12 protein-coding genes are annotated in these 12,872 nt (G+C 45.7%); 1 reads left to right on the forward strand and 11 read right to left on the reverse strand.

What is annotated here, in order from left to right:
* Positions 1 to 249: 249 nt before the first annotated feature.
* From FFM80_RS04105 to FFM80_RS04135, 7 genes are all read right to left on the reverse strand, one after another.
* On the reverse strand, positions 250 to 1,686 hold the full coding sequence (locus tag FFM80_RS04105; protein WP_137639636.1) for an MFS transporter: 1,437 nt from the start codon (positions 1,684 to 1,686) through the stop codon (positions 250 to 252).
* Entirely contained in the window at positions 1,683 to 2,225 is a 543-nt protein-coding gene (locus tag FFM80_RS04110; RefSeq protein WP_137639637.1) for a PadR family transcriptional regulator, read from the reverse strand. The genes FFM80_RS04105 and FFM80_RS04110 overlap by 4 nt, the downstream gene beginning before the upstream one ends.
* 403 nt (positions 2,226 to 2,628) lie before the next feature.
* A complete protein-coding gene (locus FFM80_RS04115; protein ID WP_137639638.1) occupies positions 2,629 to 4,005 on the reverse strand; it encodes a UDP-N-acetylmuramoyl-tripeptide--D-alanyl-D-alanine ligase in 1,377 nt (458 codons plus the stop codon).
* A 270-nt stretch (positions 4,006 to 4,275) separates the two neighbouring features.
* On the reverse strand, positions 4,276 to 5,064 hold the full coding sequence (locus FFM80_RS04120; RefSeq protein ID WP_171001026.1) for a hypothetical protein: 789 nt from the start codon (positions 5,062 to 5,064) through the stop codon (positions 4,276 to 4,278).
* Positions 5,065 to 5,127: 63 nt separating this feature from the next.
* The gene (htpX, locus tag FFM80_RS04125; protein ID WP_137639640.1) at positions 5,128 to 6,030 is read right to left on the reverse strand and encodes a zinc metalloprotease HtpX; all 903 of its coding nucleotides are present in this window, start codon (positions 6,028 to 6,030) and stop codon (positions 5,128 to 5,130) included.
* A gap of 11 nt (positions 6,031 to 6,041) precedes the next feature.
* The gene (locus tag FFM80_RS04130) at positions 6,042 to 6,608 is read right to left on the reverse strand and encodes a LemA family protein (protein WP_137639641.1); all 567 of its coding nucleotides are present in this window, start codon (positions 6,606 to 6,608) and stop codon (positions 6,042 to 6,044) included.
* Positions 6,609 to 6,688: 80 nt separating this feature from the next.
* Positions 6,689 to 7,393 (reverse strand): class A sortase, encoded by a 705-nt coding sequence (locus tag FFM80_RS04135; RefSeq protein ID WP_137639642.1) that lies wholly within the window; start codon positions 7,391 to 7,393, stop codon positions 6,689 to 6,691.
* 420 nt (positions 7,394 to 7,813) lie between these two features.
* On the opposite strand from FFM80_RS04135, the gene FFM80_RS04140 reads away from it, so the two are divergent.
* Positions 7,814 to 8,950, forward strand: coding sequence for a baeRF6 domain-containing protein (locus FFM80_RS04140; RefSeq protein WP_137639643.1), 1,137 nt, complete (start codon positions 7,814 to 7,816; stop codon positions 8,948 to 8,950).
* A 51-nt stretch (positions 8,951 to 9,001) separates the two neighbouring features.
* On the opposite strand, the gene FFM80_RS04145 is transcribed toward FFM80_RS04140, so the two are convergent.
* From FFM80_RS04145 to FFM80_RS04160, 4 genes are all read right to left on the reverse strand, one after another.
* A complete protein-coding gene (locus FFM80_RS04145) occupies positions 9,002 to 9,640 on the reverse strand; it encodes a GNAT family N-acetyltransferase (RefSeq protein WP_137639644.1) in 639 nt (212 codons plus the stop codon).
* Between the two features lie 109 nt (positions 9,641 to 9,749).
* A complete protein-coding gene (locus tag FFM80_RS04150; protein ID WP_137639645.1) occupies positions 9,750 to 9,995 on the reverse strand; it encodes a type B 50S ribosomal protein L31 in 246 nt (81 codons plus the stop codon).
* Between the two features lie 117 nt (positions 9,996 to 10,112).
* The gene (rho, locus tag FFM80_RS04155) at positions 10,113 to 11,405 is read right to left on the reverse strand and encodes a transcription termination factor Rho (protein ID WP_137639646.1); all 1,293 of its coding nucleotides are present in this window, start codon (positions 11,403 to 11,405) and stop codon (positions 10,113 to 10,115) included.
* Between the two features lie 144 nt (positions 11,406 to 11,549).
* Positions 11,550 to 12,824, reverse strand: a complete 1,275-nt coding sequence (locus FFM80_RS04160; RefSeq protein WP_137633731.1) for a UDP-N-acetylglucosamine 1-carboxyvinyltransferase — start codon at positions 12,822 to 12,824, stop codon at positions 11,550 to 11,552.
* Between the last annotated feature and the right edge of the window lie 48 nt (positions 12,825 to 12,872).

Here is a 12,872-nt window from a genome sequence, read left to right on the forward strand (position 1 = left end):
GTTCACTCTGGCAGGCAACTACTGAATCACCCCTAGTTAAGCGATTAAACCACGCTTAGGACTGGCTGATTAGCATCTGACAGCAGTCACGCACTCCGCAACAAGCCATAAAATAGCTTGTTTTTTCAGAAAAATTAATTTATTTTTCCATATAATCTTTCAAAAGCTTGCCAAAATTCATAACCAATGACAACACTTCTATTTTAACGCGCTTTTACCGCCGCGCCTATTAATAACCTCTATGGCTAATTACGCGGGCCGTCGCCGATTGAATAGTCGAATACCAGTAATGACCGTTGCAATCAAGCAAATCACCAATGACACAATGAAGGCAACCCGCATCCCATCAATAAAGATTTCCGGATGTGCCGGTAAATAAGACGTGACTTTATATCCCGCTGATTGACTCATGGCGGAATAGAGGACCGTCGTCGCCACAGAAATGCCAAAGATCATGCCGAGTTCTCGTGCTAATGCATTCATCCCGCCAGCAACGCCCAAGTCCTTTACCTCAACTGACCCCATGACAATCGCGTTATTGGGTGCCTGAAAGACCCCATTACCAAAACCAACCAGGCCGATAAAGAACATAAAGACCCAGAGCGGCGTTGTTAAGTTAGCAAAAATGTACCCAACTTGGCTGATTGAAATCAGCACTAACCCAATAAAAGTGAGACCTTCAGGACCAAGCTTATCAGAGACAGCCCCAGCAATTGGTGCCACAATCACTTGCACAATCGGAAACGCCATTAAGGCATAACCGGCATAATTAGCGGCCAAGCCCCGCGCATTTTCCAAGTAGAATGGTGAAATCACATTGAAGAAAAAGTTCGCCACAAAGATCAAGAAGGCACAGAGAATACTGATTGAAAAACGGGCATTCTTAAAGAGCTTTAACGCTAAGATGGGATTGTCATGATGCAACTCAATACGCACAAAAATAAGGGTGGCAATCAAAGCAATCGCAAAACAGCCTAAAATGATGGGCTTGGTGAAGCCAATCTCTTGACCGATAAACACACCAGCAAACAGGCTGACCATCATCAAAGCAAACAAACTTGCCCCTGGCTTATCAATCGGCAAGTGGCTCATCGTAATGTCTTTTGGCAAAATAACTTGCCCTAAGATCATTCCTAAAATACCGATTGGCACGTTAATCCAAAAAATATAGCCCCAACTAAAGTGCGCTAAAATCAAGCCACCAATTCCCGGTCCGGCAATACTGCCTAAAGCGACGAACGACCCAATCATTCCTAAGGCTCGACCACGTTCTTTGAACGGGAAAACTTCGGTAATAATCCCATTGTTGGCACTCATTGTCATGGCGGCCCCTACTGCTTGAATACTCCGAGCAGCAAGCAACATCCCTAAGCCAGAATTAAATCCCGACAATAGTGACCCAATCGTAAACAAGGCCGCTCCAATCTTGAAAACTCGAATCTTACCGTGAGCATCGCCTAATTTGCCGAATAACAATAGCAAGGCACAAATAATAATCAAATAAATCGACACAACCCATTCGGCTTGATTCATTGGAATCGCCATCGCCTTGCTCATCACCGGCAAAGCGATATTCACAATACTTCCGTCTAACGTTGACATAAAGGTAAAGAGACAAACGGCAATTAAGATCCACCAGCGCCGTTTTTGGATCTGGGGATCAGTTGAAAATGAAGCTACTTTCATAAGGCACTTTCCTTCTTTGCTTGGATGACGGCGTTGACCCAGTTGAGCTGAGCCTGCGCGCGCACTTGTTGTAACTCATTAACTAACAATGCATCCGCAATGTCAGCCACGACCATGTGGATATTATGCTGCAGCCGAGCTTGCTGGTCAGTCAGTCGCTGCAGTTGGCCTTGAGTGAACGTTTTAAAGTCTGTTAAAACGGCCAACTGCTGATCAATAGTTAATAAATGTAAAAAGTTCAGTTTGATCTGAAACGTCAACTGCGTCTGTTTATTCAATGCAACCGGCGCCAACACCAAGGTCCAAAAGTGTCGGCGGCCAGCCGTTGTGAGTGTTGCTACTTTTTGTGGCCGTTTGTTCGGGGTCGGCTTGAAGGCCAAGGTCAACTCGTCGGCGGCCGCCAATCTATCCAGCAACGGATAAAGGGCCCCAAAACTAATCGTCAATTCCTGACCGACTACGCTGACTAGGGCCTTTCGTAATTGATAGCCAGTCATCGGTCGATCCATTAATTGCCCTAAAATAAATAATTCATACATTTTCGACCACCGCCTTTTTTTAGAGCGTCACTATTATATGTATCTTTTCGATATATTGCAAGCATTTCTATTTTTAACTTTTTTGGGGATTAGCTTAGTGGCAACTTGCCGCTCCGGTTGGCCTGGATTGACGCTGGAACGTGGTGGCCACGTTTGCGAGCCATAATACGGTCTCGCAAGCCGGGCTTTGACTAAGGTCGGGAAAAGCCACCCGCCCTAAGTCAAACGACACCACTGAGCGTCATCCAGTCCGCCCTACGCTAGTAAACCGCATATTTAAAAATTATCTCCCACACGTTTTACTAGTATGACTACTATTAGCCGCTCTATTTGTTAACTAGCACTAAAAACAAAAAAAGGCACGAATCAGTCAACTGACCAATTCGTGCCTGGCAATACTTCATTAAACTTCTAATGCCGCCAAAACGTTCTCTAGATGAATCCCGTGACTGCCCTTTAATAGGACTTCATCATCAGCGGTTACGGCTTGTTTTAAATCATTAATTAATTGTGGTTGTTCATGCGTTGGATAATAGTGAATCGCGGCGGCGGGGTACTTCGCCGCTAGATCAGTCGCTAAAGCCTGCATGTGTTCCCCATTCAAATACACACTTTGAATGGTTTCTGGATCCAATTCACTTGCTAAACTAGCATGTAACTGATCAGCTTGGTCGCCTAATTCCAACATATCCCCTAACACGGCAATGCGTTGGCCGGTAACCGGCGTCGCCGCAAAGGCTGCTAAGACGCGCTTGGCCGCGGTAGGATTAGAATTGTAGACATCACTCAAAATCGCTTCACCATTATGACCGGTTAGCCACTCGGTTCGGTTTTCAGTTGGTACAAACTTAGCTAACGCTTGTTGCGCTGGATTTTCCCGCACGTGGAACGTATCGGCAACTAACAACGCTGCCATGGCATTATTCACATTGTAGGCGCCCATCATTGGAATCGTAAAGGGCGCTTCTGGCCAAAGACTAGCCGTAAAACTAGTCGTCGCCCGGCTGGTCTCAATCGCGCTGGCACTCAGCGTGTTGTCAGCGTTTATGCCAAAGGTCCGTTGACGTTGAGCCACATCTTTTGCCCGCGCTTGCAACAATGGTTCATCACCATTATAGATAAAAGTACCATCCGCTTTTAAGCCGTGGACGATTTCCATCTTAGCATCCGCAATCTTATCGCGCGTACCAAAGAATTCGATATGTGCTTCCCCAATCATCGTGATCACTGCCACGTCTGGTTGGACTAAGTTGCTCAGAAAGTCCAGTTCACCAAAGTGATCCATCCCCATTTCAACCACGACGACTTCCGTGTTAGGTTCCATGCTCAACAACGTAATTGGTACCCCAATTTGGTTATTGAAATTAGCATGTGTCTTCGTGACGTTGAATTGCGTACTTAACACACTAGCAATCATATCCTTGGTCGTTGTCTTACCGTTACTACCAGTGACCGCAACTACCTTAGGATTGATCTTTTGTAAATAATACTGACCCAGTTGTTGTAACGCCGTCAACGTATCTGGTACCAAAATAACAGGTAACTCGCTTGGTGCACTATCAGTATGATCAGTTGCCCATAAAGTTGCCACCGCCCCATGATCAATTGCGTTTTGAATATAGTCATGACCATCATTGGTTCCCGTGAGCGGCACAAATAAATCGCCTGCTGTTAAGTGTCGACTATCAAAGGCCACACCCGTCACATTGACGTCTGGCCAGACTTGCGCCGCATTCACAGCTTGAACTGCTTTCGCAATTTCGGTAACTTGCATCTTCATATGATATAACTCTCCATTCACGGTTCTCATTAATTAGTGAACCCGTATTCCTGACTAGCACAGCTTTTTTAAACCGATTAGTTGCAGATTTAGCGTTAACTAAATTTGACTATCGCATTGAAAATTATACCACTTTGACGAGTGGGACTCTACGGACTCGCAAAAATTGCCACTCAATCCGCGGATACTGGCCAAGTGCCGGCATTAACTAAGGGCAAAAGTAAAAGCGCAGTCCCAGCTTAACCCACTGTTCTGCGCTTCTTAATCATCTTATAAATGATCCTCAAAGGCGCCGGCATCGTGCACCGTCAGCCCCCATTGACTCGAAACCAAGTTAAACGTCAACGTGGCCACATTATGAGTGTGGCGACCGTCGTCATTACGCGCCGGATCAAACACTTCGATGTCGTCATTGGCAATCTCTGTATGCACTGGCACTAATAACTGACGTTGGCGCACCATCGACTGATCAAAGTAAATAAACAAGCCATCCGACATTAAATGCATTAGTTGCTTGATAATCGGCTCTGGTACCCGTGGCACGCTAATTGTTCGCATAAACATTCGCCGGCCGCGGTAAGCCGCTAACGTATGGCGTAAAATCGACGCATTGAGTACGTGGCTAAATGCCGACAAGTAGTAACAGTACAACTTGATCCCACCATTACGTTGTTCCAAAAAAACATAGTGATTACGCAGCTTATAATTAAAAGGCGAGCGGATTGGTCGATTCATGTGGCCTAAATATAATAACTCAGCAATTTCGGTAGCTGTCAAAAAGTCTAAGTCACCGACTTCATCGTAGTCCATCCATTTAACTTGCTCAGTATGGCTCTGCAGTAAAAAACGACGAATGTCATTTTCGTCATTAATCACATTCAACCCAGTGTGGGCATTGACGGCGTGCACTTCATCGTCAACCCCGACTAGCGAGACTAGATTACTCGGCAGCCGTTTGATGCCATGCACAAAATCGCTCTGGTCAATCCCATAGGCAAACACTAAATTATCGATTTTTTCTAAATTGGCGTAAATATATCTGCGTTGCAATCGACTCACTCTTTCAACTGTCTATTTGTTACTTACATTATAAGCCGTTCCGCGTGAAATAGTTGGCTTGATTCACATCTTTTTTAAACGTTCGATCCGATCAGCCATTGGCGGGTGGGTATCAAATAAATGCGCCCAAGACTTTTTAGCTTTAAACGGATCTGAAATATAAAGGGCCGCACTGCTAGGATCAGCTGCTTGCATCGGTTGACTATCATCAATCTTCTGCAAGGCATTGATTAACCCCAATGGATTCCGCGTCAACTCGACACTCCCGGCGTCGGCCAGATACTCGCGATTACGTGACAATGCCAATTGCACCAAACTAGCCGCTAACGGTGCCAGGATAATCACCACAATAGCTAACACCATCAGCAAGGCTTGTGCACTGCCATTGCCATCACGGTCATTATCTCGCCGGCGTCGGCCACCGCCCCACCAAAAGGCGTTCATCCCCCAATTGACGAGTAAGCTAATGGCCGCAGTCAAGGCCAAGGCAATCGTTTGTAAGCGAATATCGTAATTACGCACGTGGGTCAATTCATGGCCTAAGACGCCTTCCATCTCTTCACGATTCAACCGCGCTTGAATCCCAGTCGTCACCGCAACCGCCGCGTGTTCGGGATTATTCCCCGTGGCAAACGCATTCGGGCTGTCATCTTGAATAATAAAAACGCGCGGCATCGGGACTTTAGCAACCAATGCCATATCTTCAACAATATGCCATAATTCAGGATCATCAGCTTCACCGTGCAGTTCCCGGGCATGATTCATGCCCATCACCACGTCGGTCGATTGTCCCAACATAATGGCCATATAAATGACGGCCACCACGAGCGCCATCACGAGTCCTGCTACGGTACTGTCAAAAAAGACATAACCGACCGCCGCCCCAATCACGGCCACTAGCAAGACAAAAGCGGCCATCACGTAAACCGTGTGCCGCTTATTGCGGGCTATCTGCTCAAATAACATGGGCAAAACCTCTAATCTTGATCATCAAATGAGACTTTTGGAGCTTCCTTTTCAGCTTCAGGAACCGCCAAAAAGTCAACCTTTTGAAAGTGATGAATCCCAGCGACTAAGTTAGATGGAAATTGTTGTAACTTCATGTTGTAACTAGCCGTACTGGAGTTGAAAAGTTGACGTGAATACGCAATTTTATTTTCAGTATTCGTCAATTCTTCCATTAACTTGCTAAATTCTTGATTAGCCTTTAAATCTGGATAACTTTCGGCTAACGCAAAGATACTTTTTAGAGAATTAGTCAATTGGTCTGAAAGTGCCATTGCCTGTTGATGGTCCCCAGCTGGAACTTGGGTCATCTGGTTACGTAACGAGACAACTTGTTCCAATGTCGTCTTTTCATGCTTGGCGTAGCCTTTAACCGTGCTAACCAAGTTGGGAATTAAATCATTCCGTCGTTTGAGCTGAACATCAATTTGACTCCATGCTTCTTGCGTATACATCCGCGCTTTGACCAAGCCGTTATAGATAATCGCATAAATGGCCACAATCACGAGGATAATCGCAATAATTATTAAACCTACCATCAAGTGAACCCTCCTTGTCTAATAAACCTCATCATTATTGTAACGTGAAACTTGGGTCAACAACATAGGCCGGCTTAAATTTAATATTTGTTATTAAAGTGACTCGAAAATGACTTCTGAATCTGGGTTGGTGCTTGACGGAATTGCCACTTTTTTACGTACGTCCCACGAATCATCAGCCGACCTGCCCCAGTCTTATCACACGTAATTAAGGTCACCAGCTTTTTCCCCGGCACATCATCGATGACTTGGACATCCGTGGCGGCAATAAAGCTGCGTTGCGTTGTTTTATATTCATAGATATGCGACATATCCGACAAGTAAATCATCTGCCCCACTTTGCTCTTGTAGTAGAGGGGGCTAAATAAGGCGCCATGCTTGATCATATGATGGCCAGCCAACGCATAGTTACCACTCCCCATCGTCTGATCAGCTTTCAACGTTCCCGCAGCTAACGCTAACGTTTCGTTGCTGACACCATTACCAATCGGCAAGTACAAGTCAATTGACGGAATCGCAATCGACCCAATCACGTGAATCGAACTTTTATTCATCCGGGCTTTAGCGACCGTTTGAAAATCCAACGACTTCACTTTCGAAAAATCAAAATTTCCTTTTTTCGTTTGATTCTTTTTGACAGATTTAGCTGTCACGGTCGGCGCATATGAACTCACCAACCAACTTTTTATTTGTTCGTTAAAGATCAACGCTAGCGACAGCGCTATCAAAAGCACGAACACGATTCGCCCCAGCCATTTTAAACCGGGATGTTGTTTTGATTTCATACTCTTTCCCGCCTTCCATTAGACTAACCACTCAACCTAAAGCGGTCTACGGTAAATATACCCTAATTTACGACAATAGAAAAGTCGCGAGTCCTGATTTCCCGTCCTCCAATCGGCTAAATAATTGTGATCATTGATAAGCTTGCGATAACTACTTGCGGGACTAATCAGATTTAGCTTGCTGCTCTGATTGAAGCAGTTAGTTAGCGGTAACTTGCGGCTAACTACCTTTGGCTACTGGTAACCAATTACCGCTTAAAGCTGCAGTAAACTTGCCAACCAACTAATTAAGCTAATCAAACACCAGATAATTAACCCAGGCAAATAATTATATTTTTCTTATGAAGTTCATAATGCTTGCGTAATTATATTACTTTCTGATATGCTAGGATCAACAAATAAAGAAAGTAGGTTGGACCTATGGATACTATGGTAAAAAATGATCTACAACACTTGATGCAACAACGCGATGCTGGACCATTCATCGCCATCTATCTGAATACTGATGCCGTCTTAAACGACTTGAACCGCCGCCGCTTGCAACTCAAACAGCTGGTGGCTGACGCCCAGCAACAATTGGCCCAACGCTTTCCGAAAGCCAGTTTCCAGCCGTTCCAAGCTCAATTTGACCGGCTAGCAAATGACAACAGCTTTTGGCTACAACATACCGGCCCACAAACCGGTTTGATTGCGAATGCCGAAACTTGTCTGATTTTCGACTTACAAACGCCTACCGACACTCAAGTTATCGTTAATAGTATGCCGGCGATCCGGCCCATCTTAGCCGATCGCCAGCAACAATTCGACTTTGACCTGTTGGCTTTAAATGAAGACTCAATGGCACTGTACCAGCAACGCCATGGCGAACTGGTGGCCTTAGACTTGCCAATCGACGCGCCAACAACCTTAAAGGGAACTCTGGGAACTGAAAAACGTGGCGGTGACTTGAACTTTAATTCCAGTCCCGTGCATGGTGTGAACTACCATGGTCACAACGCTAAGGCTGAAGAACGCGCGGTGGATCAACGTAATTACTACTTACAAGTTGACCAGTACTTGCTAGCGGCTCACTCGCAAGCTTCGCAACGGCCGCTAATCTTAATGGGCTTGCCGCATAACCAAGCTGTCTTCCGCAAGTTGAGCAAGAACCCCTATCTTTCTCAGCACTTGATGATTGAACGGTCCCCTAACGGCCTGAGTCTAGCCGAGATTGCCGTCGCCACAACGCCCGTTCAGAACCAGTGGCGCACTGGACTGACTGATATCTTATTGGATCGTTACGACCAAGCCCAGTCGCGACAACGGGCCTTAAACGATCCGTTCGATATGATCCGTCCCGCCCTGGATGGCCGGATTGATACCTTGATTGTAGCCGCTAACGCCCAAGTTGGTGGTACCATCAAGCCGGACGGTAGTGTCCAAACTGATCTACAACTACCAGACAACTTAATCGATGACTTAGTGGACGTTGTTATGAGTCGCCAAGGACAAGTCCGGATCATCCCAGCTGACCGGATGCCGATCGAGACGGCGGCCCTCGCCTTACTCCGCTACTAAACAAAAAAAAACTGCCAATTGGCAGTTTTTTTGTTTTGACCATTCAAAAATTCAATCCGTCAAATAAGCCTGACTAATAATCTTAAATGCCTCTTGGCTAGGTTGCCATTGTCGCTTCATTGGTGGCAAATGATCATCATATTCTTGAGCGGCGGCCACATCAATGTCCATTACCGAACTCATGGTATAGTGCCACCTTTTTCCAGACAGAATACCAGGTACCAATTCTTTAACTAACATTGCCGCCGGAAACTTGCCATCTGGTAAACCCACCTGAAATTGGTGACAACTCTTAAAACCACGACCCACGTAATTATTCGGATCACCAAAGATCACAATTGCCGGATAGCCCAATGCCCGGACTTGCTTAAACGACGCGTTCAATAATTGCTTGCCATAACCTTGCCGCTGAAAAGCCGGTGCCACACTTAATGGTCCAAAAGTTACAATCGGTTTTACTTCACCCGTTGGCGTGGTTAACTGCGCCTTGGTATACATGACATTAGCAATGATTTGCCCATCTAGAACTAAGACATCATCCAATTCTCGAATAAAGTCGGGATGAGTTCGCATGGTGTGTACCAAGTAATGTTCCACACAGCCGGGCATATACATGTTGTAAAAAGCCTGCCGGGTCAGTTGCTCAACCGCTGCGTAATCAGCTGGTCGTTCTGGTCGAATCGTTAACATAACATCCCTCCGTTATCTTTTTTAATAGTGTACCATTAAGCGCTTACTTTTAAACGCAAAAAAAAAGCCAACCGACACTGCCGATTGACTTGAATTGATATCAAATTGATTATTTGAGACCGTATTTTTTGTTGAAACGATCGACCGCACCATCGGCTTTGGTAAACTTTTGCTTACCAGTGTAGAATGGATGTGAATCTGACGTAACTTCAACACGGATCAATGGGTAGGTGTTACCATCTTCCCATTCAACAGTTTCAGCTGACATTGCAGTTGAACCAGAGATAAACTTGAAACCAGTCGTTGAATCTTGGAAAACAACGCTGTGGTAATCTGGATGGATTCCTTTTTGCATAATATTACGCTCCTTTGCCCTGAATCATTTGCTGAAACAGAGATTATCATAGTTTTAATCAACGCTAAACATCTTATCATGAATCCTAGCTCAGCGTCAAGCCTCCCAGCCAGTCAATTATCGCCGTGGTCGCCGGGTCGACTGCCCATTAAACTTCAAACCACTCAAGTCATGTAAAAAGGCTTGGTTGGTGTCACTGTGCTTTAAGAATTGTAACAACTGCTCCGTGTATTCCAACGCATTGCCGGTCATTGAACGCCGAATCTGCCAGACTGGCTCTAACGCCGCTTGACTAAGCAATAATTCTTCTTTACGCGTGCTGGATTGTTTCAAATCTAACGCTGGGAAAACCCGACGTTCTGCTAATTCACGGGATAACTGTAGTTCAGAGTTCCCAGTCCCCTTAAATTCTTCATAAATCATATCGTCCATACGACTACCGGTATCAACTAAGGTGGTCCCTAAAATCGTCAGACTACCGCCTTCTTCAATATTCCGCGCTGAACCGAAGAACCGTTTGGGCTTATAGAACGCCGTGGGATCCAGTCCACCAGATAACGTGCGCCCACTTGACGGCATCGTCAAGTTATAGGCCCGAGTTAACCGGGTAATCGAATCTAGTAGAATGACCACATCCTGCTTGTCTTCCACTAAGCGCCGGGCGCGTTCTAAGACTAATTCAGCGACGCGGACATGATTTTGCGGCTGTTGATCAAAGGTTGAGCTCACGACTTCCCCTTTGATCGACCGCTCTAGATCAGTCACTTCTTCTGGCCGTTCATCAATCAATAACATAATTAACTTAACGTCTGGATAATTCGTCATAATCCCATTGGCAATGTTTTTTAACAGTGTCGTTTTACCGGCTTTAGGCGGTGCGACAATCAAGCCCCGTTGGCCAAACCCAATCGGCACAAAAGTATCAATTAAGCGCGTCGATAACACCGACTTGGTTGTGGTTAAGGTCAATTGCTTTTCAGGATATAACGGCGTTAAGGCTGGAAAGTGGGGCCGTTGCTTAGCTTCATTGGGGTCTTTTCCATTAACGGTTCCGACTCGCATCAAGCCATAATACCGTTCATTAGGCTTCGGTGGCCGGGCTTGTCCTGCCACATAATCCCCATTCCGCAACCCAAAACGATGAATCTGGGACTGCGAGATATAAATGTCTTCTTGGGAGGGACCATAATTAATGGGGCGCAAAAAGCCGTAGCCCTCTTGTCCAATAATTTCGAGAACACCTTCCATTTGGACAAAGCCGCGCTTTTTATCTTGGGCACGCAGCACGGCTAGTGACAATTCTTTTTTATTCATTTGAGAATAGTATTGAATCTTATAGTCGCGCGCATACGTATAAATTTCCTTGAGCGTCTTTTGCTCAAGATCGTGCATCGTTAAAATTTTATCCATTATCACTGCTCTTTCTCAGCTGGTCGTCGTTTGCCGAAACGTGCTCGGTAAGCCTGGGGATTCCGCTTGCTACGCCAAATAACCATCCGGAAAAACACCGGATAATTATCTGGCTAGGCAATGCTCATCCCCACCCGGCTTACCTCACACTCTGATCTCGTCAGCGGCAATCTCTACATCCGCTCCCAGCGTATGCAACTTATCGATCACGCGGTCATAGCCACGTAAAATATTGTCGGCACGTGAAATCTCTGTGGTGCCACTAGCAATTAAGCCAGCAATCATTAAGGCCGCGCCAGAACGGATTTCGCCCGCTTCGACATGCGCCCCTTGTAGATGGGAAGAGTGTCCCACCACAATTAAATTATCTTGCACACGGATATCCGCGCCCATTTTGCGTAATTGTGCAATATGCTGCGTTCGTTGTGGGTAGATCGTATCAATCACGACGCTATTGCCGTTAGCCCGTAATAATAACGGCGTAATCGGTTGTTGCAAATCAGTTGCAAAACCAGGATACGTCATTGTTTTTACGCGCACTGGATTAAGGTCACTAACCCGCGGAACGTAAATACTGTCTTCGTTAATCTGTAACCCCACACCCATTTCGAGCATTTTGGCCGTAAACGATTCCATATGTTCAGGAATGACATTCTTAAGTAAAATGCCATCACCAATGGCCGCTGCCAATGAGAGGTAGGTCCCAGTCTCAATGCGATCTGGAATAATGGTGTGCGTGGCCCGTGCGCGTAGAGAATCGACGCCTTCGATCCGGATGACATCCGTCCCGGCGCCACGAATCTTCGCACCCATGTTGTTTAAGAAAGTCGCCACATCAATGATTTCAGGTTCTTTGGCGGCGTTTTCAATCGTGGTTGTGCCATGGGCTTTAACGGCGGCTAAAATAATATTAATCGTCGCCCCAACCGACACCACGTCTAAGAATATACGGGCGCCATGTAACCCTTCAGTCCCAGTTGAAATAAAGACGGAGTCGTTTTTTTCGACGACATTCGCCCCGAGTGCTTTAAACCCTTTAATGTGTTGATCAATCGGCCGAGGACCAATATTGTCCCCGCCTGGAAAAGTGACGGTTGCCCGGTTAAAACGCCCGAGTAACGCGCCCATGAAATAATAAGATGCACGCAGGCTTTTAATTGCGTGACTTGGTAATTCGGATTCTTCAATATGAGTTGGATCAATCGTTAATACATCGTTTTCAAAAGTGGAATGGACATTCATCGATTCCAAAATAATTTTTAAATTGTGAACGTCTAAGATGTGCGGAACCGTGTCAAATCGGACCGGAGTGTCTGCGAGAATCGCAGCAGGAATCAGTGCGACGGTACTATTTTTTGCGCCACCGATCGTCAATTCCCCAGAAAGTCGTTTTCCGCCATGGATAATCATTTTTTTCATAACATAACTTTCCTCGCTAAATAAGTGTCACACTGTACAATTACAATC

The organism is Lactiplantibacillus dongliensis, assembly GCF_005405105.1.
Taxonomy (GTDB): Bacteria; Bacillota; Bacilli; order Lactobacillales; family Lactobacillaceae; genus Lactiplantibacillus; species Lactiplantibacillus dongliensis.

What these genes read in the sequence shown, in the direction of transcription:
- FFM80_RS04135 (WP_137639642.1), bottom strand. Translation starts at nt 7,393, where the DNA reads ATGAAATCAAAACAACATCCCGGTTTAAAATGGCTGGGGCGAATCGTG.
- FFM80_RS04145 (WP_137639644.1), bottom strand. Translation starts at nt 9,640, where the DNA reads ATGTTAACGATTCGACCAGAACGACCAGCTGATTACGCAGCGGTTGAG.
- FFM80_RS04140 (WP_137639643.1), top strand. Translation starts at nt 7,814, where the DNA reads ATGGATACTATGGTAAAAAATGATCTACAACACTTGATGCAACAACGC.
- FFM80_RS04105 (WP_137639636.1), bottom strand. Translation starts at nt 1,686, where the DNA reads ATGAAAGTAGCTTCATTTTCAACTGATCCCCAGATCCAAAAACGGCGC.
- rho (WP_137639646.1), bottom strand. Translation starts at nt 11,405, where the DNA reads ATGGATAAAATTTTAACGATGCACGATCTTGAGCAAAAGACGCTCAAG.
- FFM80_RS04160 (WP_137633731.1), bottom strand. Translation starts at nt 12,824, where the DNA reads ATGAAAAAAATGATTATCCATGGCGGAAAACGACTTTCTGGGGAATTG.
- FFM80_RS04110 (WP_137639637.1), bottom strand. Translation starts at nt 2,225, where the DNA reads ATGTATGAATTATTTATTTTAGGGCAATTAATGGATCGACCGATGACT.
- FFM80_RS04150 (WP_137639645.1), bottom strand. Translation starts at nt 9,995, where the DNA reads ATGCAAAAAGGAATCCATCCAGATTACCACAGCGTTGTTTTCCAAGAT.
- htpX (WP_137639640.1), bottom strand. Translation starts at nt 6,030, where the DNA reads ATGTTATTTGAGCAGATAGCCCGCAATAAGCGGCACACGGTTTACGTG.
- FFM80_RS04115 (WP_137639638.1), bottom strand. Translation starts at nt 4,005, where the DNA reads ATGAAGATGCAAGTTACCGAAATTGCGAAAGCAGTTCAAGCTGTGAAT.
- FFM80_RS04130 (WP_137639641.1), bottom strand. Translation starts at nt 6,608, where the DNA reads ATGGTAGGTTTAATAATTATTGCGATTATCCTCGTGATTGTGGCCATT.